The organism is Rathayibacter sp. SD072 (assembly GCF_017355185.1).
GTDB lineage: Bacteria > Actinomycetota > Actinomycetes > Actinomycetales > Microbacteriaceae > Rathayibacter.
Genome location: NZ_JADILJ010000037.1, coordinates 19,079 through 38,989 on the forward strand (window position 1 = coordinate 19,079; position 19,911 = coordinate 38,989).

Genomic DNA, 19,911 nt, shown 5'->3' on the forward strand with positions numbered 1-19,911 from the left:
GAAGGATCTCCGTTGTCCAAGCGCATCGAAGTCAACGACCTCAACGTCTACTACAGCAAGTTCCTCGCGGTCGAGGGAGTCGGGCTCACCATCGAGCCCCGCACCGTCACCGCCTTCATCGGGCCCTCCGGCTGCGGCAAGTCGACCTTCCTCCGCACGCTCAACCGCATGCACGAGGTCATCCCCGGCGCCTACGTCGACGGCGAGGTGCTGATCGACGGGAACAACCTCTACGGACCCGGCGTCGACCCGGTCCTCGTCCGCCGCCAGGTCGGCATGGTCTTCCAGCGGCCGAACCCGTTCCCGACGATGTCCATCCGGGACAACGTGCTGGCGGGCGTCAAGCTCAACAACCGTCGCATCAGCAAGAGCGACGCGGACGACCTGGTCGAGAAGTCGCTCCAGGGCGCGAACCTCTGGAACGAGGTGAAGGACCGTCTCGAGAAGCCCGGCTCCGGTCTCTCGGGCGGGCAGCAGCAGCGTCTGTGCATCGCCCGCGCGATCGCCGTCTCCCCCGACGTCCTCCTGATGGACGAGCCCTGCTCGGCGCTCGACCCGATCTCGACCCTCGCGATCGAGGACCTCATCGAGGAGCTCAAGAACGAGTACACGATCGTGATCGTGACGCACAACATGCAGCAGGCCTCCCGCGTCTCGGACCGCACCGCGTTCTTCAACATCGCGGGCACCGGCAAGCCGGGCAAGCTCATCGAGTACGACGACACCGCGACGATGTTCTCGCGCCCGTCCGTCCAGGCCACCGAGGACTACGTCTCGGGCCGCTTCGGCTGATCCTCCGCCACGACGACGAGAGCCGCACTCCCCTCGGGGCGTGCGGCTCTCGTCGTCTCAGGAGGTCCGGTGTCAGGCGGTCTCGATCGCCAGGATCGGCTCGGTGGTCGGGGTGTCCGATCCGCCCTCGTCCTCGACGGTGACGGCGACGACGGCGCCCTCGGCCATCGTGCCCTCGAGTGGTGCGACCGTGCGGCCGTCTCCGCCCTCGAACAGGCCGGCGGCCACGGGACCCGAGGAGTCGATGTACCAGAGCTCGTAGGTCTTGCCGTCGGGCAGCGGAGCGAGATCGTCGACGACGAGCGCCGAGCGTCCCAGCGAGCTCGACCAGACCAGCGTGGCGGACTCGCCCGAGGCGACCGTGGCGGTCGACTCCTGCGCGTCGGGAGCGCTGCGGATCTGCTCGAGTGCGGTCAGCTCCTGGTTCTGGCCCGATCCCGGCGAGAGGACGGACGGCAGCGTGACTCCGCCGACCACGATCACCGCGGCGGCGGCCGCAGCGGACAGGTAGACCGCCGGTCGCGTGAACCAGCGCCCGCGGGCCTTGGCCTCGGCGCCGTGGCGACCGGACGCGGACGGGGGCACCGCGGCCGCCTCCCGCTCGGGCTCGACGGCGTGGAGTCGAGGTGCCCCGGTCTGCTCGACGGGATCCTCGCGCGGAAGCTGCGGCGTGGTGGCGATGAGCGCCATCAGGTCGGCCTTCAGGGCCGGCGACGGCGCCACCGCGGGCGCGTCGTCGGCGAGCGCCTCGGCCACGGCCGAGAACTCCTCCGCCTCGGCTCGCGCCTCGGGGTGCTCCGCCAGGTACTGCTCGTAGCGGGCCTGCTCGCGCGGAGTCAGGATGCCGAGGGCGTGGCCGGCGGCGAGGTCACGGGGATCCTCCGCCTCGTCGGGTCGAAGCGCATCGGTCACCGGGTCACCCCCATCTCTTCTCGAAGTCTGATCATTCCATCGCGCAGGCGCGTCTTCACGGTACCGACGGGGCACTGCAGGATCCCCGCGATCTCGCTGTGCGAGTATCCGCCGTAGTACGCCAGCTGCAGCGCCTGCCGCTGCAGCTCCGTCAAGCGGCCCATGGCGGCCGCGACCTTCTCGTGCTCAAGAGACACCTCCGCCTGCTCGGCGACCTGGTCGTAGTCACGACCGAGATCCCGGATTCCGATGCGGACGTCCCTGTCGCGGCCCGCTTGGGCCGCGCGTACCCTGTCGATGGCCCTGCGGTGTGCCATCGTGAGGATCCAGGTCGTCGCGCTTCCTTTATTCGGAGCGAAGCGTGCAGCGGTTTGCCAGATCTCGAGGAACACCTCCTGGGTCACCTCCTCGGACTGCGCGCGGTCGACGAGGACGCGGGTGACGAGCCCGAGGACCCGCGAGGCGGTGAGGTCGTAGAGCTCGGCGAAGGCCGCCTGGTCGGCTGCGGCGACGCGCTCGAGGAGCGTGCCGAGATCGGTCGTCGTCCCGTCGCTCATCCGCGCTGCCCCGCCCGGGCCCTGCGCTGGAAGCCCTGCGCCACGGAGGAGACCACGATCGACACGGCTGCGACGATCACGAGGACCTCGATCGGGTGCACCACGAAGCGGATGTCGATCGCGAGGGCTCCGAGATCCAGCGGCGCGGGGGCGGACAGCCGGGGCGAGAGCCAGAGGGCGATCAGCCCGGCGGCCCCGGCGGTGAGAGCCGGGTAGGTGCGCGGACGGATGAGCACCCAGAGGCCGGCGATCACGTCGAGGATCGCCAGCGAGCGCATCACCGCCCCCTGCGAGACCGTGAGGCCCCCGCCGAGGAGGGCGCCGTCCGCGCCGTCGACGAGCGGGGCGCCGAGGAAGTACAGGACGGCGGCGACGAGGAGGCCGATCCCGGCCCACCACCGCGCGCCTCTCCGGAACGCGGTGCGGTTCTTCATCGGGATCGCGCCTGTCTGTCGAGGACTGTGACGTGCTGTGCGGAACGGCCGTCTCCGGCCGCCCGTCACCGGGCCCTCGCTTCCTCGCTCACGAGCGGGGAGAAGGGGCCGGACCGCAGGAACGCCTCTCGGCGCGAGGCCGCTCGAAGCGGCTATAAGTGGAGCCCGGGGTTACTGCGATCCGGCCGTACCCAGTGTAACCACTGCCCCCGGGGTGCTCGCGAGGCGCGTTCGCGGGCGGTGAACGGGGTTGCGGCCGGCGGCGGCCGAGTGCGGGCTACTCGAGCGAGTCACTGCGCCAGAGGCGCGCGCAGCTGACGAGCTCGGCGGCGGTGGTCGAGAGTCGCAGTGCGCGGGTGGTGAGCTCGCTCGCCCGCGGTCCGTCGATCAGCTCGACGTCGTCGGCGACCGAGGCGGCTCCGGAGGCGCTCACGCGGCAGAAGGCGGCCGCGCGATCCAGCGCCACGGCGAAGTCGCCGTCGAACACCCCGCGCAGGATGCGATCCGCGAGCTCGGTGATCTCGGCCGGGCCGGTCGGCGTGCTGGCTCCGGCGACCACCGGATCGATCGTGGACGACAGCTCCACGCCCCGCTGGTACAGGAAGCTCGTGCTGTCGGGGTCCTGCCGGATGACGAGGCGCAGCAGGTAGATGCGCCAGAGCGCGCCCGGGAGGCTGGCCGCGCTCGAGCGCGCCCAGAGCTCGGCGAGGGCGTCGATGCCGTTGTGATCGGTGTACTCGACGAGGCGGTCGATGATCACCGGGTCGGGATCGTTCCGGACGCGGCTGAGGAGCGCGATGGCCGTCTCATGGGCGACGCGGCTGATCTGCGCCGGGTCCTCTCCTCCCTGGAACGCCTCGAAGACGTGGGAGGGGAACTTGGTCGGCTTGTGGAAGCCGTCTGTCATGGGGCCGCCTTCCGCGGTCGGTGGGCGGACGCGCGCGTCCGTCCGGTGGTGGAGGGGTTCGGTGAGGGTAACGCCCCCGGGTGCCCGAGTATGCCCCTCGACCTGCGCTCCCGCACGCCCGCGGGCCCCCGCTCCCGGGTCTCCGCGGGCGCGCTACCCTGGGACCCGCGGGCCTCTAGCTCAGTTGGCAGAGCAGCGGACTTTTAATCCGCGGGTCGTCGGTTCGAGCCCGACGGGGCCCACTCCCTCCCCCGCCGTCCGGGACCGCCGCCGCACCGAGGCCGGCCGCTACGGCCTCGGCGGCTCCGGCACGGCGCTCGACTCGGGCTCGCGGGTCACGACGACGCCGCGGTCGCCGTGGGCCGTCGCGAGCATCTCCCGGAGCCAGAGGTCGTTCAGGCGCGGCGGGCGTCCGCCGACGAAGTGGAACTGCAGCGGGATGTGGGGCGAGATCCAGATCGTGACGCGTCCGGAGCCGCTCTCGACGGGCTTCACCCAGCTCAGGTAGAAGGTCTCCTGTCGGCGGAGCTTGCGACCGACGACGGCCTGGACGTGCGCCAGCACGCGGTCCTCGAACTCGTAGACGTCGGAGGAGGCGTAGATGAGCTGACCCATGGAACGATTTTCCCAGGGGTGCCGAATCGGTCCGTCGGGCTGGACACGGCGTGCCGTCCTGGGGCAGCCCCCCGATCGTGGGGGCCTTCGTCGGGGCGCTAGCGATCTCGGCGGGGGAACGGAATCCCCCTGCACACCTCCGGAGCCGCAGCGACGATGGAACGCATGAAGCGCCTTCACTATGCCGGTGGTGCACTCCTCGTGGGGGACGCCGTGGCACAGGAGATCCTCGCCTACGCCCGTGAGCTCGGACTCCGGGGCATCGCCGACACCGTCCGCATCACGGGCAGGTCCCTCGACGGCGACCCGGAGCAGGCGGAGCTGCTCATCGGTCCTGCGAGCCAGCTGCTCCTCGTCGAGGACGACGCCCCGGAGGATCCGGAGGCCGACGCCGAGGCGCTCGCCGACCTCACGGAGCGCAGGCGCGCTTTGGAGCCGCGGATCGAGCACGTCGCGGCCGAGGATCAGCCGGACGCCGGCGACGAGTACGACGAGTGGGCCCTGCTGGGCCGCGACCAGGACTGATCCTGCGCCCTACTCGTGGCAGAGCGCCCAGATCGAGTCGGGGTACTCGGTCAGCTCGTCGCCGTCGAGCAGGCGCCAGACGCCGCCCTGGTGCTCGAGCAGCCGGCCGTGCACGACCTGCGAGCGCCAGCCGTCGTCGGTCCGGTACCACCGGACGAGTCGAACACTGACAGAGCTGCGGGATGCGGTCCGCTGAGACATCGTCGTCCTCACTGGGGACCCTGCCGTCGTCGCGGCGGTGCGACGGCGGTGGGAGCACCTGTCGGGAGCCTACGCCCCCGGAGGAGGGACGCGGTTGGTGCGGAGGGAGCGCTTCGATCACGATCGGAGCGCGGAGAGGCGACCGGCCGGTCGCCCCTCCGGTCGGTCAGCGCGTCGGGTCGTCCGCCCAGAAGCAGACCATGGTCATGGTCGACCGGTACCAGAGCGTGTTCGCGTCGACGCGGTCGACCGAGCGGTCGGGATCGTCGGGATAGAGCTCGCCCGCGGAATCGACTCCGGGCGGCAGGCACGCGCTCTCGGCGACGAAGCGGACGGGCTTCGTCGGCGCGTACCAGTCGCCGTTGCCGTTCTCGGCCTCCGGGATGAACGAGGGGATGCCGGTGTACGAGCACACCAGCGTCAGCGAGTTCCCGCTGCGGACGAAGCGGTAGCTCGTGGTGCGGAGGTTGCGGTCGGGGGCCCCGGCGAGCAGCGCACCGTAGTAGCAGGTGCCGTTCGACGAGATGTCGCTCGAGGCGTGGTCGTCGAGGTTGGCGCCGGCGTTGTGGTCGGCGAGGGCGGGAGCCGCCGCGGCGCCGGCGAGGGCGACGACGGAGGCGAGGGCGAGGACGGTGGAGCGGATCGACATGACGGTCTCCTCATCGAGACGGCGTCGGCGCAGTGCGTCGGCAGTGGCGGGTCGCTCGCCGTGGCGAGCGGACGGCGGCGGTGCGTCGCTCCGACGACGAGATCGTCGGGGGGCTCCTCCGCGGGCGTCCGGCGGACCGGATGGCACGACTCTAATCCGCGCGGAGCCGCGTGTCTGCCCCCGAAGCGCTCACACGGGGTCGGACCGGCGGCGCTCTCTGCAGGAGGCGCGACGGGAGGCCCTCAGTGGATCAGTGGACGACGCCGGAGTCGCCGCGCCCGGCGGCGCACCGCGCGTTCGCTCGGCCCGAAGGTGCCCGCTTCGAGCAGGAGCCGGAGCGAGGTCGCGACCTGTCTCGCCAGCCGCGGGTCGATGGCCCCCGGAACGCGGATCGCGTCGATGAGATCGAGGGCCGTCCGCGTGGTGCGAGAGATCGCCATGCCGGAACACTAGGGAGCGCCGGACGGCCTCGCCGCACCCCGCACGGGGGCGCGCGGCGGCATCATTGCTCACCGCCGCGCGACTCCCCTGCTGCGCCGGGTCGGCTCAGTCGTGCCCGTTCGTGGACTCGCCGCGACCGGTCGAGGACTGCAGGCGGTCGATGTGCTCGGACGCCTGCGCCTTGGTCAGATCGGCGGGGAGGGTCTCGCCCGCCTCGCGCGCGAGGGTGTCGAGGTAGCTGCGCTGCGGGCCGGTCATGGGCTCGTCGCCGGTCACCCAGTCGGACGGGTCCTTGCTGGCGCTGGTGTCGCTGCCGTCGTCGGCGCGGGCGCCGAGGACGTCGCCCTCGGTCTTGATGTCGGATCCGGTGGTGTCGTTGTCGCTCATGCTGCGACGGTACGCGCGACCACCGACACCGGCGAGGGCTTGCGGAGCGGCGGACGCCGCTCCCCGGGACACCGCCCTTCTCCCAGGAACCGCCGCCCGGTCAGGAGCCGAGGAGGGCGTGCGCGACGGTGAAGATGACGAGGCCTGCGAGCGCGCCGACGACCGTGCCGTTGATCCGGATGAACTGGAGGTCCTTGCCCACCTGCAGCTCCAGCTTGTCGGAGGTCTCGCGCGGGTCCCAGCGCTGGATCGTGTCGCCGATGATGCTCGCGATGTCCGCACGGTAGCGGTCGACGAGGTTCGACGCGACAGTGCCGACCCACGCGTCGACCGTTCCGGCGAGGCGCTCGTCGGTCGAGAGCCGGCGGCCGAGATCGACGACGATGGACTCGAGATTCGCGCGCAGCGGGCTCTCGGGATCGTCCATCGCTCCCAGGAGCGAGGACTTCGTCGACTCCCAGACGTCGCCCGCGAGCTCGCGGACCCGAGGACTGTCGAAGGCCTGGTTCTTGATCTCCTCGACGCGGGCGACGAGGTCGGGATCGGTGCCGAGGTCGACGGCCAGCGTCTCGAGGTAGCCGTCGATCGCCCGGCGCAGCGGATGCGCCTGCTCCTCCCGCACCGCGTGCACGAAGACGAGGGCCTCGTGGTACAGGCGCTCGTCGATCGCCCGGCTGACCCCCGACGGCAGCCATGCGGGCAGCCTGCCGCTGACCATGCGGGTGAAGCTCTGCGGATTCGCGGCGAGCCACGCCTCCGCCTGCTCGACGAGCGTGTCGACGAGGCGCCGGTGGTGACCCGCCTCGACGATGCCGCCGACGAGCTTGCCCAGGGGCGGGCCCCACTGCGGGTCCAGGAGATGGCGGCGGGCGAGCGACTCGATGACGCCCTGCACGTGCGAGTCGTCGAGCAGCGCGATCGCCGCGCGGACGGCGGCGGCGCTCTCGTCGCCCACGCGGTGCGCGTTCACCGGCTCGGCGAGCCAGACCCCGGCGCGCCGGGCGATGCCGAACGAGTCGAGCTTCTCGCGCACGATCGCCCCGCGCAGGAAGTTCTCCTCCACGAACTGGGCGAGGCTCGTGCCGATCTCGTCCTTCTTGGTCGCGATGATGGCCGTGTGCGGGATGGGGAGCCCGAGCGGCCGACGGAACAGGGCCGTCACCGCGAACCAGTCGGCCAGAGCCCCGACCATGCCGCCCTCGCTCGCCGCGCGGACCCACTGCAGCCACGGATAGCGGTCCTGCAAGGCGAACGAGACGGCGAAGACGACCGCCATCGCGATCAGGAGTCCGGTCGCGATCCGCTTCATCCGGACGAGCGCCGCGCGCTTGGCGGCGTCGTCGCGTCCCGTCGAGGTGCTCACCGTCATGAGGCGGTGGGGAACCCCTCGTGCCGGATGCCCCACGCGACGGTCCACTCCTCGCCCGGCTCGAGCCAGCGCAGGCCCTGTCCGGAGTTGAGGGCCTCGGCCGGCGCCGTCATCGGCTCGACGGCGATGGCGGTCTTCACGTCGTCGCCCTCGGGGAAGATCCGGGTGATGAACACCTGGATGTAGTTGTGCGAGGAGTCGGCCCAGAGCAGCACGCGGCGGCCGTCGGCCGCGCGGAGCCCGTGCACGCTCTCGCCGTCGACGACGCTGACGTCGGCCCACGCGTCGTCCAGCTCGAGATCGCCCACGCGGCGGCCGCGGCGGAGGTCCCACTCCGTGCCCTCGACGGGGCTCTGCCCGATGGGGTTGAGGCGCTCGTCGACCTCGATGTGCACGGCCGCGTCGACCGTGAGCTCGAGCTCGTCGGTCGGGACGTCGCCGATCGCCAGGAAGGGGTGCGTGCCGATCGCGACCGGCGCCTCGTCCGCTCCGACGTTGACCACGCGGTGCACGACCCTCAGACCGTCGGCCTGCAGCTCGTAGCGCACGCTCGTCTCGAGGTGGAAGGGCCAGCCGCGCTGCGGGACCACCGGGGCGGCCAGCTCGACGAACGAGGGACCCTGGTCGACGAGGCGGTAGGAGGTGGCGGTCAGGAGCCCGTGGAGGGCGTTGTGGTACTTCGGCTCGGTGATGTCGAGCTGGAGGGTCCGCCCGGCGTGGTGCCACTTCCCGTCCCTGACGCGGTTCGGCCACGGGACCAGCACGGTCCCCGACCCGAACGGCGGGACGATCGTCTCGGGGTATCCGGCGGTGATCTCGACGCCGTCGACGGAGAGGTGGCGCAGCGCTGCGGCCACCTCCGTGACGACGGCGTGCAGGGTGCGGCCCTCGGCGGTGAGGTCGAGCGCGAACTGGCGCCCGGTCGCGGGGGCGGGAGTGAAGTCGGCCATGCCTGAATCCTACGGACTGACGTGAGGGAGGGAGCGCCCGGCGTCGCCACCGGCTCCGCCGCAGCGCGTCACGGCCAGCCCCGCCTCCTCGAGCTCGGCGACGACTCCCGCGGAGGCGCCCGCTCCGGTGAGCAGGAGGTCGAACTCGGCGGCGCCGCCCACGCGGCCGAGGTCGATCACGCCGAGCTTGCGCGAATCGGCCACGACGACGCGGCGGGCGGCGGCCCCCAGCATCCGGCGCTTGAGAGTCGCCTCGGGCAGGTTCACGTTCGTGACTCCGGCACCCGGATGCACGCCGGTGCAGCCCACGAAGGCCGTGTCCGCGCGGATCCGCTCGAGCATCTCGGAGGCGAGGGGCTCGACGAGCGAGTGCTGCAGGGGGCGCAGGGTGCCGCCGGTCACGACGACCGTGAACCGCGGGATCGCCGGCTCCAGCGCGAGGGCGGTGGAGAGCCCGTTGGTGATGATCGTGACGTCGCGCAGGTCCTCCCGCGCCACCAGGGCGTGGGCGATGGCGAGCGGAGTCGTGCCGACGTCGAGGATCACGCTCTCGCCGGAGGAGACGGAGGCGGCGGCCTCGCGGCCGATCGCCGCCTTCTCCTCCGCCGCCGACGCGAGCCCCTCCTCGAGCGAGCGCTCGCCCGCTCGGTGGACCGACGGGATCGCGCCGCCCCTGACCCGCTGCAGCGAGCCTTCGGCCGTCAGCAGATCGAGGTCGGAGCGCACGGTGACGACCGAGACGCCCAGGCGCTCGGCGAGATCGGCGACCGAGACGAAGCCGGACGCCTCGGCCAGGAGCCGCATGCGGACGCGGCGCTCGAGGGCGCTCCGCCCGTCCTGCTCGCCGTCCGCTCTCATCCGGCCATGGTCGCCGCCCGCGCGCCGCTTGTCAAAGGGAAACCGTGCTTTCCTTTTCGAAGGAGCGCCTCTAGTCTGGGTCCCGCCATGAACGAAGCGATCCCCCTCTCCGCCGGCGTCGTCAAGCGCCCGCACCTCCTCGCCGACGGGCGAGAGCTCCTCTACTTCGACGACGCCGACACGACGCTGGCGCCCGAGCGCGCCGCTGACGCCCGCGACCTCGATCCTCGTCCCGCGACCGCGCGCATGCGCCAGGACGTCCTCACCGGGGAGTGGGTGTCGATCGCCGCCTCCCGGCAGAACCGCGTGTTCCTGCCACCGGCCGAGCTCGACCCGCTCGCCCCGGCCTCGCCGACCAACCCCTCCGAGGTGCCCAGCCTCTACGACGTGGCGGTCTTCGAGAACCGCTCGCCGTCGTTCGGGCCGCTGCTCGAGGACGACGACGCTCCCGCCTCGCTCGAGGACCTCCGCACCCTCGGCCTCGGCCGCACCCTGACCAGCGTCGGCCGCTGCGAGGTCGTCTGCTTCAGCCCCGAGCACGAGGGGTCGTTCTCGACCCTCTCGGCCTCGCGCGCCCGCACCGTCGTCGAGGCGTGGGCCGACCGCGTCGCCGCCCTGTCCGCCCTGCCGGGCGTGCAGCAGGTCTTCCCGTTCGAGAACCGCGGCGAGGCGATCGGAGTGACGCTGCACCACCCGCACGGCCAGATCTACTCGTACCCCTACGTCACCCCGCGCACCACGCGGCTGCTGGCGTCGCTCGACTCCTACGGCCCCACTCTCTTCGCCGACATCCTCGCCTTCGAGCAGGCCGGCGAGCGCGTGCTGATCCGCGGCGAGCACTTCACCGCGTTCGTGCCGTTCGCCGCCCGCTGGCCCGTCGAGGTGCACCTCCTGCCGCACCGTCACGTCGCCGACATCAGCGAGACGACTCCCGAGGAGCGGGACGAGCTCGCGGTCGTCTACCAGCGCCTGCTCCGCGGCATCGACGCCCTGTACGACACCCCGACGCCCTACATCGCCGCCTGGCACCAGGCACCGGTGCACGAGCGCCGCGACGAGGTGCGACTGATGCTGCAGATCACCTCCCCCCGCCGCGCCGAGACCAAGCTCAAGTACCTCGCCGGCAGCGAGGCCGCCATGGGCGCCTGGATCGGCGACATCCCGCCCGAGACGAGTGCCGCCGCCCTGCGCGCGGCCATCGAGCGCGCCGACGCCGCGACGCTGGCCGACGAGGTCTCCGCCCGGCCCGACGCGTCCCTCCCCGACTCCCCCTCCGACTCCGAGGAGACCCGATGACCACCGCCTCCCCCTCGCTCGACGCCGTCGCCGAGCGCGCCGCCCGCGACTTCGAGCGCGAGTACGGCCGTCCGCCCGTCGGTGTCTGGGCCGGTCCCGGACGGGTGAACCTGATCGGCGAGCACACCGACTACAACGACGGCTTCGTGTTCCCGTTCGCCATCGACCGCGCGACCGCCATGGCCGTCGCGCCGCGCGAGGACCGTGTCATCCGCATCGCCAGCGCCTTCTCGCCCGAGCACGTCGAGATCCCGCTCGACGACCTCGCGCCGGGAGCGATCGCGGGCTGGTCGGCCTACCCGCTCGGCGTCGTCTGGGCGCTGACGGAGTACGGCGTCGACCTCGGCACCCGCTCGGGCTTCGACGCGTTCGTCGACTCCGACGTGCCCGTGGGGGCGGGACTGTCGAGCTCGGCCGCGCTCATGTGCGCGATGGCCGTCGCGCTGAACGAGCTCTGGGAGCTCGACCTCGACAAGGCGACGCTCGCCCGCGTCGGACGCCGTGCCGAGAACGTCGCCGTCGGCGCCCCGACCGGGATCATGGACGAGTCCGCCTCCCTCTTCGGGCAGCGCGACGCGGCCGTGTTCCTGGACTGCCGGAGCCTGGACACCGAGGTGATCCCGCTCGGCTTCGAGGAGGCCGGACTCGTGCTTCTGGTCATCGACACGCGCGTCGAGCACGCGCACGCCACGGGCGGTTACGCCGAGCGGCGCGCCTCGTGCGAGCTCGGCGCCTCGACCCTCGGGGTGGAGTCGCTCCGCGAGCTCTCGGTCGACGATCTCCCCCGCGCCGAGGAGCTCCTCGACGACGTCACCTACCGCCGGGTGAAGCACGTCGTCACCGAGGACGCCCGCGTCCTCTCGACGGTGCGCACCCTCCGCGAGCAGGGCCCCCGGGCCATCGGCGGGCTGCTCGACGCCGGACACGTCTCGCTCCGGGACGACTTCGAGATCTCGGTGCCCGAGCTCGACACGGCGGTCGAGGCGTCCCGTGGCGCCGGCGCGATCGGCGCGCGCATGACCGGCGGCGGCTTCGGCGGCTCCGCGATCGCGCTGACGCCGGTCGAGAAGGAGGAGGAGGTCCGCGCCGCGGTCCTCGCCGCCTTCGCCGAGAAGGGCTTCCGCGAGCCCGAGCTCTTCCTGGTCACCGCCGCCGACGGCGCGGGCCGGGTGCGCTGAGCCGCCGCACGACCACGAGGAGCCGGCACCCCCCGGACCGCGCGAGCGGCCGGACGGGTGCCGGCTCCTTCTGCCGGACGGCGCCGGTCAGGCGGGCGGGACGACCGCTCGCAGCACTCCCCCGGTGACCCGCACGAGCTCCGAGGCGCTCGTGGGGTAGACCGTGTGCGCGTGCCCCGCCGCCGCCCACACCGTGTCGAAGTCGGCGAGGGCCTCGTCGACCACGGTGCGCAGCCGGAGCGGATGACCGACCGGTGCGACGCCTCCGATGGTCTGGCCCGTGGCCTCCTTGACCACCGAGGCGCTCGCCCGGCCGATCGTGCCGCCCAGTTCGCCTCCGAGCCAGCCCGTGTCGACACGGTGACCGCCGCTGGTGAGGACGAGCAGCGGCTTTTCGTCGAGCAGGAACACCAGCGAGTTCGCGATCTGGCCGGGCTCGATGCCGAGCGCCGCGGCCGCGAGGGCCGCCGTCGACGCGGCCTCGTCGAGCCAGCGCACGGGCGGACGCACTCCGTGCACGGCGAGATCGGCGAGGACGCGGTCGACCGCGGGATGACTCCGTTCGCTCATGCCGCGAGGCTAGCGCGGACTACTCCGCCATGGTCGCGACGTCGATGACGAAGCGGTAGCGCACATCGGAGGAGAGCACGCGCTCGTACGCCGCGTTGATCTCGGAGGCCGGGATCACCTCGACCTCGCTCGCGATGCCCTTCTCGGCGCAGAAGTCGAGCATCTCCTGGGTCTCGCGGATGCCGCCGATGCCCGAGCCCGCGAAGGAGCGGCGGGCGCCGAACAGCGTGAAGACGTGCAGCGGCAGGGCCTCCGCCGGGGCGCCGACGTTGACCATGGTGCCGTTCAGGCGCAGCATGCCGAGGTAGGCGTCGAGGTCGAGCGGCGCGCTGACGGTGTTCAGGATGATGTCGAAGGTGTTCGCGAGGGTCGAGAACGTCTCCTCGTCCTTCGTCGCGTAGTAGTGGTCGGCGCCCAGGCGCAGGCCGTCGTCCTTCTTGCCGAGGGTCTGCGAGAGCACGGTGACCTCGGCGCCCATCGCGTGCGCGAACTGCACGGCCATGTGGCCCAGGCCGCCGAGTCCGACGACGGCGACCTTCTTGCCGGGGCCGGCGTTCCAGTGCGTCAGGGGCGAGTAGGTGGTGATGCCGGCGCACAGCAGCGGCGCGGCGGCCTCGTAGGGGATCGACTCCGGCACGCGCAGCACGAAGTCCTCGACGACCACGACGTGGGTGGAGTAGCCGCCCTGGGTGATCGTGCCGTCGCGGTCGACCGCGGCGTAGGTGCCGACGTTGCCCTTCAGGCAGTACTGCTCCTCGCCCGCGAGGCAGTTCTCGCACTCGCGGCAGGAGTTCACCATGCAGCCGACGCCGACGCGGTCGCCGACGGAGTGCTTCGAGACCTCGGAGCCGACCTCGGCGACGACGCCGACGATCTCGTGGCCGACGGTCAGCGGGTAGGCGACCGGTCCCCACTCGCCGCGCACGGTGTGGATGTCGGAGTGGCAGATGCCGGAGTAGGCGATCTCGATGAGGACGTCGTGCGGGCCGACGTCGCGGCGCTCGACGGTGGTCGGGATGAGCGGCTCGGTGGCGGACGGGGCGGCGTAGGCGGATACGGTGCGCATGGGTTCTCCTCGTGGGGCGGGCGCACTCGATGACGGGTCCGACGGGGGTGGGGGACGCGAGCGCGCCCGACAACGCTACTCTCGTCCGTCTGGACGGGAACCGTAGGCTCGAGGGCATGCGCAGCGCGATCGACCTCAACGCGGATCTCGGCGAGGGCTTCGGCGTCTGGCGACTCGGCGACGACGACGGGATCCTGCAGGTCGTCTCGAGCGCCAGCATCGCCTGCGGCTTCCACGCGGGCGATCCGTCGATCATGCTCGCCCGCTGCAGGACCGCGGCCGAGCGGGGAGTCGCGGTGGGCGCTCACGTGTCCTACCGGGATCTCGCGGGCTTCGGACGGCGCGAGATCCCGGTGAGCCGCGACGAGCTCCATGCCGACGTCGTCTACCAGATCGGCGCGCTGGAGGCCGTGGCGCGGGCGGCCGGCACCCGGGTCCGCTACGTGAAGCCGCACGGCGCCCTGTACAACCGGATCGCGCACGACGAGGTCCAGGCCGAGGCCGTCGCCGTCGCCGTGCGCGACGCCGCACCCGGCCTGCCGATCCTCGGGCTCGCCTCCTCCGCCATCGAGCGCGCGGCCGCGGTCGCCGGCTCTCCCTTCGTCCGCGAAGCGTTCGTCGACCGCGGCTACCGCCCCGACGGCACCCTCGTGCCGCGCGCCGAGGCGGGCGCCCTCCTGGAGGATCCGGAGCTCATCGCCGCGCGAGCCGTGCGGATGGCCGTGGACGGCACGGTGCTCGATCGCGACGGCGGCGTCCTCGCCGTGGAGGTCGACTCTCTCTGCGTGCACGGGGACTCCCCCGGCGCTCTCGCCACGGCCGTCGCGGTGCGTCGGGCCCTCGCGGAGGCGGGCGTCGCACTGGCACCCGCGGTGCGGTGATCGAGGCGCGGCTGCTGCCCTCCGGCGACCGGGCCGTGCTCGTCGAGCTGGAGGGGCTGGACGAGGCGCTCGCGCTCGCGTCGGCTCTCGAGCGCTCGCGGCCGACCGGTGTCGTCGACCTGGTCCCCGCGACGAGGACCGTGCTGGTGGTGCTCGACCCCGACGTCCTGACCCCCGCGGAGGCGTCCCGCTGGGTCCGCGCCACCGCCGCGGTCACGAGCACCGGCACGGCGGCCGCCGCCGCCGGTCGAGTGCACACCCTCGACGTCCGCTACGACGGAACCGATCTCGGAAGCACAGCGGCGATCCTCGGGTGGAGTGCGGCCGAGCTGGTGGAGCGGCACACGACGACCGTGTGGCGTGCGGCGTTCGGAGGCTTCGCGCCCGGCTTCGCCTACCTGGTCCCACTCGGCGAGTGGCCGGAGGTGCCGCGCCGAGCAGAGCCCCGGACCGCAGTGCCGACGGGGTCGGTCGCGGTGGCGGGCCGCTACTCCGGGGTCTACCCCCGCTCCTCCCCCGGCGGCTGGCAGCTGCTCGGCTCCACCGCGGCCGCGCTCTGGGACGTCGAGCGGTCGCCGGCCGCGCTGCTCGCACCGGGAGACGAGATCCGGTTCCGGGAGGTGCCGTGAGCCTGCACGTCCTCGATCCGGGGGCCCTGGCGCTCGTGGAGGACCGCGGCCGGCCGGGGTCCGCGGCGATCGGAGTCGGCCGGTCGGGCGCGATGGACGCCGGCGCTCTGCGGCTCGGGAACCGGCTGCTGGGCAACCCCGTCGACGCCGCCGGGCTCGAGCTGCTCGGCGCGGGCTTCACGGCGAGCGCCGACCGTGACGTCTGGATCAGCCTGACCGGCGCGGACGGAGCCGCCTCGATCGATGGACGGACCGTCGACCGGGTGCTGCCGGTGCTGCTCCCGGCCGGCGGCGTGCTGCGGCTGGGTCCCCTCCGGGCGGGGGTCCGCCGCACGCTGACGGTGCGGGGCGGGGTCGACGTGCCGCAGGTGCTCGGCTCCCGCTCGCGCGACACGCTCGCGGGGCTGGGTCCGGAGCCCGTCGGCGCGGGAGACGTGCTCGGGGTGGGACCCTCGGCGGGACCCGTCGCCCCGCTGGACTGGTGGCCGTTCGACGCGCCCGGCCGGGACGCGGTGCTGGACGTGCATCCGGGGCCGCGCCTGGATCGCGTCCCGCCGGGGACCTGGCGGGCCCTGCTCGAGACGCCCTGGCGGGTGGGCTCCGCCGCCGACCGCGTCGGGCTCCGGCTGACCGGGATGCCGCTCGCGACCGCCGGAGGCGGCGAGCTGCCGAGCGAGGGAATGCTGCACGGCTCGGTGCAGCTGCCGCCGTCCGGGCTTCCGGTCGTCTTCGGACCGGACCACCCGGTCACGGGCGGCTACCCCGTCGTCGCGGTCGTCGACTCCGGAGCACTCGACCTCCTGGCGCAGCTCGCGCCGGGGGCCGCGGTGCGGTTCCGGGCCGTCGCGCCGGTCAGCGGGCGGCGCGCTCCGCGGCCGTGACCACGTTGTGGATCAGCATGGCGCGGGTCATCGGCCCCACTCCTCCGGGGACCGGTGAGAGCCAGCCCGCGACCTCGGCGACGCCGGGGGCGACGTCGCCGGTGAGCTTCGCCTTGCCCGTCTCGGGGTTCTCGACGCGGGTGATGCCCACGTCCAGCACGGCCGCGCCGGGCTTCACCCAGTCGGCGGCGATGAGACCGGGGACGCCCACCGCGGCGACCACGATGTCGGCGCGGCGCACCTCCTCGGCGAGGTCCGTCGTGCGGGAGTGCGTGAGGGTGACCGTCGCGTCGAGGCCCTTGCGGGTGAGCAGGAGGCCCAGCGGACGGCCGACGGTGAGTCCGCGTCCCACCACGACGACGTGCCTGCCCGACAGCGGGATGTCGTGGCGCTGCAGCATCTCGACGACACCGGCGGGCGTGCAGGGCAGCGGGCTGTCGAGCTCGCCCTCGACGCCGAGGACCAGTCGGCCCAGGTTCGTCGGGTGCAGGCCGTCGGCGTCCTTGTCCGGGTCCATGAGCTCGAGCATCGCGTTCTCGTCGATGCCCTTCGGCAGCGGCAGCTGGATGATGTAGCCGGTCACCGCGTCGGACTCGTTGAGCTGGCGGATGGCGCTGCGGATGTCCGCGGCGGAGGCCGTCGCGGGCAGGTCGACGCGGATCGACTCGATCCCCACCTCCGCGCAGTCGCGGTGCTTGCCGGCGACGTAGGAGCGGGACGCGGGGTCGTCGCCGACCAGGAGCGTGCCGAGCCCGGGCACGACGCCCTTCTCGCGCAGTGCGGCCACGCGCACCGCGATCTCGGCCTTGACCGCCGCCGCCGTGGCGACTCCGTCGAGTACCTGTGCCGTCATCTCGTCACTCCTCGTGTTCGACCGGTGCGCCCGGGCACGGCGGAGGCGGGGGACGCCTCCGCCGACCGTGGCGCGGGATGAGCCCGACGGGCTCGATCGGGATCCGCGGAGCCCGGTGCCGGGACTCCGCGGATCACGGGCTCAGAGCCCGGGGTAGAGCGGGAAGTCGTCGGTGAGACGACCGACGCGCGCCCGCAGCGCCTGCAGGTCGGCGGCGGGCTTGAGCGCCTCGGCGATGACGTCGGCGACCTCGGCGAACTCGTTCTCACCGAAGCCGCGCGTGGCGAGCGCGGGCGTGCCGATCCGGAGCCCCGAGGTGACCATGGGCGGACGCGGGTCGAACGGCACCGCGTTGCGGTTCACCGTGATGCCGACCTCGTGGAGGCGGTCCTCGGCCTGCTGGCCGTCGAGCGGCGAGTTGCGCAGGTCGGCGAGCACGAGGTGCACGTCGGTGCCGCCGGTGAGCACGTCGATGCCCTCGGCCTTCGCGTCGGGCGCGGTGAGGCGCTCGGCGAGGATCTGCGCGCCGCGGATGGTCCGCGCCTGGCGCTCGGCGAACTCCGCCTCGCCCGCGAGCTTGAAGGCCGTGGCCTTCGCCGCGATGACGTGCATGAGCGGACCGCCCTGCTGGCCGGGGAACACGGCCGAGTTGAGCTTCTTGGCGTACTCCTGCTTGGACAGGATGAGACCCGAGCGCGGACCGGCGAGCGTCTTGTGCACGGTGGTGGTGACGACGTCGGCGTGCGGGACGGGCGACGGGTGCAGCCCGGCGGCGACGAGACCGGCGAAGTGCGCCATGTCGACCCAGAGCTTCGCGCCGACCTCGTCGGCGATGGCGCGGAACGCCTCGAAGTCGAGGTGGCGGGGGTAGGCCGACCAGCCGGCGATGAGCACCTGCGGGCGGACCTCGAGCGCCTTCTCGCGGACGACGTCCATGTCGATGCGGAACGACTGCGGGTCGACGCCGTAGGCGGTCGCGTTGTAGAGCTTGCCCGAGAAGTTGAGCTTCATGCCGTGCGTCAGGTGGCCGCCGTGGGCGAGCTCGAGACCGAGGATCGTGTCGCCGGGCTGGATCAGCGCGGCGAGCGCGGCCGCGTTCGCGGTGGCTCCGGAGTGGGGCTGGACGTTCGCGAACTCGGCGCCGAACAAGGCCTTGGCGCGGTCGATCGCGAGCTGCTCGGCGACGTCGACGAACTCGCAGCCGCCGTAGTAGCGGCGGCCAGGGTAGCCCTCGGCGTACTTGTTGGTCAGGACCGAGCCCTGCGACTCGAGGATCGCGCGCGGCACGAAGTTCTCGCTCGCGATCATCTCGAGGTAGCCGCGCTGGCGGTCGAGCTCCTGCTGCAGGACGGCGGCGATCTCGGGATCGACGACCGAGACGGGCTGGTCGAACGACGCCGACGCTCCGGTGCTCGAGGTCTGGCTCTGGGCGGGGGAAGTGGACACGGACGCTCCTTGACTGGGAAACGGAGGGTGCCCGCACCGGCGCATCGAGGCGACTCGGCGCGTACGGGCGACCCGGACTACGGTATCCGTTCCAGCCCAGGCGTGCGGCGGGAAAAGTGTCCGGGGGCGAACCCGGAGGAGGTGCCGCTCCCTGATGGTCACCCATCCGAACGCCAGTCGCGACGCGGCCAGTGTAGCAACGCGAGCGCCGTCCGACAGGTCGCGCCCGCGCGCGAGCATCCCTCGGCTCTGTGCCAGGATCGTGCGGTCGACGAGCGGAGGAGGGCGCTGTGGCGAGCACGCACCGGGCGCAGCCCTCTCCCCGCCGCAGGACCGCGCGAGCGTCGGCGGCTCCGGGCGATGCCGATCTGATCGCCCTCGTGCGCGAGGGAGATGCGGCCGCCTCGGCCGAGCTGTGGCGGCGCCACGCGTCGGCGGCGCGCTCCCTCGCCCGGGCCTGGTCCTCGCTCGACGCCGACGACCTCGTGTCGGAGGCGTTCCTGCGCACTCTCGACGCGATCGCGAAGGGCGGCGGTCCGGAGGGGGCGTTCCGCCCGTACCTGTTCACCGCCGTCCGCAACGCCGCCGCGACAGGGGGGCGGCGCAGCGGGCGCGAGCAGCCGCTGGACGCGATCGGCGGGGTCGCCGCCGATGACGACGGCCCGGAGGAGCTCGCACTCGCCGCGCTCGACCGCGACCTCGGCATCCGCGCGTTCCGCGCCCTGCCGGCGCGCTGGCAGGAGGTGCTCTGGTACACCGCCGTCGAGGGGATGACGCCCGCCGAGGCCGCCCCGCTGCTCGGTCTGCGGCCCAACGGAGTCGCCGCACTCGGCCACCGCGCCCGGGAGGGGCTGCGCGGGGAGTGGATCCAGCAGCACGTCAGCGTCACGGCGGCGGAGGGCGAGTGCCGCTGGGTGCTCCAGCAGGCCGGGGCCCACACCCGCGGGCGCCTCGCGCTCCGCGACCGTCGGCGCGCGGACGCCCACCTCGAGGAGTGCCCGTCGTGCCGTGGCGCCCTCGCCGAGGCGGCCGGGGCGAGCGCGCGTCTGGCGGTGGCGCTGCTGCCGCTCGTGGCCGGGGTCGGCGGCGCGACCGCCTACGCCGCGGCGGGCGGGGCCGGCGGGGCACCGGTCGCGGGCACGACGGGCGGAGCGGCCGCGGGCACGACAGGCGGAGCGGCGGCGGGCGCGGTGACGACCGGCAGCGCCTCCCTCGTCGCGGCGATCGCTGCGGCGGGAGTGCTGCTGGTCGCCGGGATCGCGGTGGCGGCGCTGGTCCCTCCCGGCCCGACCCCGGGCGAGCAGGGCTTCGCCGCCCCCGCGAGCCCCGTAGCGCGGGCTGACTCCGGCGAGGACGCCGTGCCGCCGTCGCCCCCGACGGTCGCATCGCCGCCGACCGTCGTCTCGCCCCCGACCGTCGCCGTACCGCCGGCCCCCGCCTCGACGGCACCTGTCCCGGCCAGCACCACGACGGTGACCCCCCCGCCGATCGGTGCTCCTCCTCCGTCCGGCACC

Annotated in this window: 24 protein-coding genes and 1 tRNA gene; 9 read left to right on the top strand and 16 right to left on the bottom strand. The window is 73.2% G+C overall.

Annotated elements, in window-relative coordinates:
- Positions 1-12 precede the first annotated feature (12 nt).
- Positions 13-792: a phosphate ABC transporter ATP-binding protein PstB gene (gene pstB, locus IOC53_RS13890; RefSeq protein WP_159985721.1), complete on the top strand. Its 780-nt coding sequence runs from the start codon at positions 13-15 to the stop codon at positions 790-792.
- A gap of 72 nt (positions 793-864) precedes the next feature.
- On the opposite strand, the gene IOC53_RS13895 is transcribed toward pstB, so the two are convergent.
- The 4 genes from IOC53_RS13895 to IOC53_RS13910 form a co-directional block, all read right to left on the bottom strand.
- A complete protein-coding gene (locus tag IOC53_RS13895; protein WP_207406590.1) occupies positions 865-1,704 on the bottom strand; it encodes an anti-sigma factor domain-containing protein in 840 nt (279 codons plus the stop codon).
- Complete coding sequence (gene sigK / locus IOC53_RS13900) at positions 1,701-2,261, bottom strand: ECF RNA polymerase sigma factor SigK (protein ID WP_207406592.1); 561 nt, start codon at positions 2,259-2,261, stop codon at positions 1,701-1,703. The genes IOC53_RS13895 and sigK overlap by 4 nt, the downstream gene beginning before the upstream one ends.
- Positions 2,258-2,695: a hypothetical protein gene (locus IOC53_RS13905; protein ID WP_207406593.1), complete on the bottom strand. Its 438-nt coding sequence runs from the start codon at positions 2,693-2,695 to the stop codon at positions 2,258-2,260. The genes sigK and IOC53_RS13905 overlap by 4 nt, the downstream gene beginning before the upstream one ends.
- A gap of 277 nt (positions 2,696-2,972) precedes the next feature.
- Positions 2,973-3,602 carry a DNA-directed RNA polymerase subunit beta gene (locus tag IOC53_RS13910; protein ID WP_207406595.1) on the bottom strand — a complete coding sequence of 210 codons (630 nt, stop codon included), beginning with the start codon at positions 3,600-3,602 and terminating at the stop codon, positions 2,973-2,975.
- Positions 3,603-3,771: 169 nt separating this feature from the next.
- Between IOC53_RS13910 and IOC53_RS13915 the strand changes: the two genes are divergently transcribed.
- A tRNA-Lys gene (locus tag IOC53_RS13915) sits at positions 3,772-3,844 on the top strand.
- A 46-nt stretch (positions 3,845-3,890) separates the two neighbouring features.
- On the opposite strand, the gene IOC53_RS13920 is transcribed toward IOC53_RS13915, so the two are convergent.
- Positions 3,891-4,217, bottom strand: coding sequence for a hypothetical protein (locus tag IOC53_RS13920; protein WP_207406597.1), 327 nt, complete (start codon positions 4,215-4,217; stop codon positions 3,891-3,893).
- A 165-nt stretch (positions 4,218-4,382) separates the two neighbouring features.
- On the opposite strand from IOC53_RS13920, the gene IOC53_RS13925 reads away from it, so the two are divergent.
- Positions 4,383-4,742 carry a hypothetical protein gene (locus IOC53_RS13925; protein WP_207406600.1) on the top strand — a complete coding sequence of 120 codons (360 nt, stop codon included), beginning with the start codon at positions 4,383-4,385 and terminating at the stop codon, positions 4,740-4,742.
- 9 nt (positions 4,743-4,751) lie between these two features.
- Here IOC53_RS13925 and IOC53_RS13930 read toward each other — a convergent pair whose 3' ends face one another.
- The 7 genes from IOC53_RS13930 to IOC53_RS13960 form a co-directional block, all read right to left on the bottom strand.
- The gene (locus IOC53_RS13930; protein ID WP_207406602.1) at positions 4,752-4,943 is read right to left on the bottom strand and encodes a hypothetical protein; all 192 of its coding nucleotides are present in this window, start codon (positions 4,941-4,943) and stop codon (positions 4,752-4,754) included.
- Positions 4,944-5,109: 166 nt separating this feature from the next.
- The gene (locus IOC53_RS13935; protein WP_207406603.1) at positions 5,110-5,592 is read right to left on the bottom strand and encodes a hypothetical protein; all 483 of its coding nucleotides are present in this window, start codon (positions 5,590-5,592) and stop codon (positions 5,110-5,112) included.
- Positions 5,593-5,834: 242 nt separating this feature from the next.
- The gene (locus IOC53_RS13940; protein WP_207406605.1) at positions 5,835-6,032 is read right to left on the bottom strand and encodes a hypothetical protein; all 198 of its coding nucleotides are present in this window, start codon (positions 6,030-6,032) and stop codon (positions 5,835-5,837) included.
- 106 nt (positions 6,033-6,138) lie between these two features.
- Complete coding sequence (locus tag IOC53_RS13945) at positions 6,139-6,420, bottom strand: DUF3072 domain-containing protein (protein ID WP_207406607.1); 282 nt, start codon at positions 6,418-6,420, stop codon at positions 6,139-6,141.
- A 100-nt stretch (positions 6,421-6,520) separates the two neighbouring features.
- Positions 6,521-7,789: a DUF445 domain-containing protein gene (locus IOC53_RS13950; protein WP_207406609.1), complete on the bottom strand. Its 1,269-nt coding sequence runs from the start codon at positions 7,787-7,789 to the stop codon at positions 6,521-6,523.
- Positions 7,786-8,739, bottom strand: a complete 954-nt coding sequence (locus IOC53_RS13955) for an aldose 1-epimerase family protein (protein WP_207406610.1) — start codon at positions 8,737-8,739, stop codon at positions 7,786-7,788. Before IOC53_RS13955 ends, IOC53_RS13950 begins: the two co-directional genes overlap by 4 nt.
- 9 nt (positions 8,740-8,748) lie before the next feature.
- Positions 8,749-9,597, bottom strand: coding sequence for a DeoR/GlpR family DNA-binding transcription regulator (locus tag IOC53_RS13960; protein WP_242683340.1), 849 nt, complete (start codon positions 9,595-9,597; stop codon positions 8,749-8,751).
- 87 nt (positions 9,598-9,684) lie between these two features.
- Here IOC53_RS13960 and galT point away from each other — a divergent pair, with 87 nt between their 5' ends.
- Both galT and galK read left to right on the top strand, forming a co-directional pair.
- Complete coding sequence (gene galT / locus IOC53_RS13965) at positions 9,685-10,893, top strand: galactose-1-phosphate uridylyltransferase (protein WP_207406611.1); 1,209 nt, start codon at positions 9,685-9,687, stop codon at positions 10,891-10,893.
- Entirely contained in the window at positions 10,890-12,071 is a 1,182-nt protein-coding gene (galK, locus tag IOC53_RS13970; protein ID WP_207406612.1) for a galactokinase, read from the top strand. Before galT ends, galK begins: the two co-directional genes overlap by 4 nt.
- Before the next feature lie 87 nt (positions 12,072-12,158).
- On the opposite strand, the gene IOC53_RS13975 is transcribed toward galK, so the two are convergent.
- The gene (locus IOC53_RS13975; protein ID WP_207406613.1) at positions 12,159-12,641 is read right to left on the bottom strand and encodes a YbaK/EbsC family protein; all 483 of its coding nucleotides are present in this window, start codon (positions 12,639-12,641) and stop codon (positions 12,159-12,161) included.
- Positions 12,642-12,660: 19 nt separating this feature from the next.
- The gene (locus IOC53_RS13980) at positions 12,661-13,707 is read right to left on the bottom strand and encodes an NAD(P)-dependent alcohol dehydrogenase (RefSeq protein ID WP_207406614.1); all 1,047 of its coding nucleotides are present in this window, start codon (positions 13,705-13,707) and stop codon (positions 12,661-12,663) included.
- 116 nt (positions 13,708-13,823) lie between these two features.
- On the opposite strand from IOC53_RS13980, the gene IOC53_RS13985 reads away from it, so the two are divergent.
- From IOC53_RS13985 to IOC53_RS13995, 3 genes are read left to right on the top strand one after another with little or no spacing between them, the layout of a single operon-like run.
- Positions 13,824-14,588, top strand: a complete 765-nt coding sequence (locus tag IOC53_RS13985; protein ID WP_207406615.1) for a LamB/YcsF family protein — start codon at positions 13,824-13,826, stop codon at positions 14,586-14,588.
- A complete protein-coding gene (locus tag IOC53_RS13990; RefSeq protein WP_307786203.1) occupies positions 14,585-15,217 on the top strand; it encodes an allophanate hydrolase subunit 1 in 633 nt (210 codons plus the stop codon). Before IOC53_RS13985 ends, IOC53_RS13990 begins: the two co-directional genes overlap by 4 nt.
- A complete protein-coding gene (locus IOC53_RS13995) occupies positions 15,214-16,098 on the top strand; it encodes a biotin-dependent carboxyltransferase family protein (RefSeq protein WP_307786204.1) in 885 nt (294 codons plus the stop codon). Before IOC53_RS13990 ends, IOC53_RS13995 begins: the two co-directional genes overlap by 4 nt.
- Here IOC53_RS13995 and IOC53_RS14000 read toward each other — a convergent pair.
- Both IOC53_RS14000 and glyA read right to left on the bottom strand, forming a co-directional pair.
- Positions 16,070-16,951, bottom strand: coding sequence for a bifunctional methylenetetrahydrofolate dehydrogenase/methenyltetrahydrofolate cyclohydrolase (locus IOC53_RS14000; protein ID WP_207406616.1), 882 nt, complete (start codon positions 16,949-16,951; stop codon positions 16,070-16,072). The genes IOC53_RS13995 and IOC53_RS14000 overlap by 29 nt on opposite strands.
- Before the next feature lie 141 nt (positions 16,952-17,092).
- The gene (gene glyA / locus IOC53_RS14005; protein ID WP_307786205.1) at positions 17,093-18,397 is read right to left on the bottom strand and encodes a serine hydroxymethyltransferase; all 1,305 of its coding nucleotides are present in this window, start codon (positions 18,395-18,397) and stop codon (positions 17,093-17,095) included.
- A gap of 290 nt (positions 18,398-18,687) precedes the next feature.
- On the opposite strand from glyA, the gene IOC53_RS14010 reads away from it, so the two are divergent.
- Positions 18,688-19,911 (top strand): RNA polymerase sigma factor (locus IOC53_RS14010; RefSeq protein WP_207406620.1); only part of this gene is annotated, 1,224 nt, incomplete at its 3' end.

Excerpts from the sequence above, each read along its gene's own strand:
- sigK (WP_207406592.1), bottom strand. The coding sequence starts at position 2,261 with ATGAGCGACGGGACGACGACCGATCTCGGCACGCTCCTCGAGCGCGTC.
- IOC53_RS13905 (WP_207406593.1), bottom strand. The coding sequence starts at position 2,695 with ATGAAGAACCGCACCGCGTTCCGGAGAGGCGCGCGGTGGTGGGCCGGG.
- IOC53_RS13910 (WP_207406595.1), bottom strand. The coding sequence starts at position 3,602 with ATGACAGACGGCTTCCACAAGCCGACCAAGTTCCCCTCCCACGTCTTC.
- IOC53_RS13920 (WP_207406597.1), bottom strand. The coding sequence starts at position 4,217 with ATGGGTCAGCTCATCTACGCCTCCTCCGACGTCTACGAGTTCGAGGAC.
- IOC53_RS13925 (WP_207406600.1), top strand. The coding sequence starts at position 4,383 with ATGAAGCGCCTTCACTATGCCGGTGGTGCACTCCTCGTGGGGGACGCC.
- IOC53_RS13930 (WP_207406602.1), bottom strand. The coding sequence starts at position 4,943 with ATGTCTCAGCGGACCGCATCCCGCAGCTCTGTCAGTGTTCGACTCGTC.
- IOC53_RS13935 (WP_207406603.1), bottom strand. The coding sequence starts at position 5,592 with ATGTCGATCCGCTCCACCGTCCTCGCCCTCGCCTCCGTCGTCGCCCTC.
- IOC53_RS13940 (WP_207406605.1), bottom strand. The coding sequence starts at position 6,032 with ATGGCGATCTCTCGCACCACGCGGACGGCCCTCGATCTCATCGACGCG.
- IOC53_RS13945 (WP_207406607.1), bottom strand. The coding sequence starts at position 6,420 with ATGAGCGACAACGACACCACCGGATCCGACATCAAGACCGAGGGCGAC.
- IOC53_RS13950 (WP_207406609.1), bottom strand. The coding sequence starts at position 7,789 with ATGACGGTGAGCACCTCGACGGGACGCGACGACGCCGCCAAGCGCGCG.
- IOC53_RS13955 (WP_207406610.1), bottom strand. The coding sequence starts at position 8,739 with ATGGCCGACTTCACTCCCGCCCCCGCGACCGGGCGCCAGTTCGCGCTC.
- IOC53_RS13960 (WP_242683340.1), bottom strand. The coding sequence starts at position 9,597 with ATGAGAGCGGACGGCGAGCAGGACGGGCGGAGCGCCCTCGAGCGCCGC.
- galT (WP_207406611.1), top strand. The coding sequence starts at position 9,685 with ATGAACGAAGCGATCCCCCTCTCCGCCGGCGTCGTCAAGCGCCCGCAC.
- galK (WP_207406612.1), top strand. The coding sequence starts at position 10,890 with ATGACCACCGCCTCCCCCTCGCTCGACGCCGTCGCCGAGCGCGCCGCC.
- IOC53_RS13975 (WP_207406613.1), bottom strand. The coding sequence starts at position 12,641 with ATGAGCGAACGGAGTCATCCCGCGGTCGACCGCGTCCTCGCCGATCTC.
- IOC53_RS13980 (WP_207406614.1), bottom strand. The coding sequence starts at position 13,707 with ATGCGCACCGTATCCGCCTACGCCGCCCCGTCCGCCACCGAGCCGCTC.
- IOC53_RS13985 (WP_207406615.1), top strand. The coding sequence starts at position 13,824 with ATGCGCAGCGCGATCGACCTCAACGCGGATCTCGGCGAGGGCTTCGGC.
- IOC53_RS14000 (WP_207406616.1), bottom strand. The coding sequence starts at position 16,951 with ATGACGGCACAGGTACTCGACGGAGTCGCCACGGCGGCGGCGGTCAAG.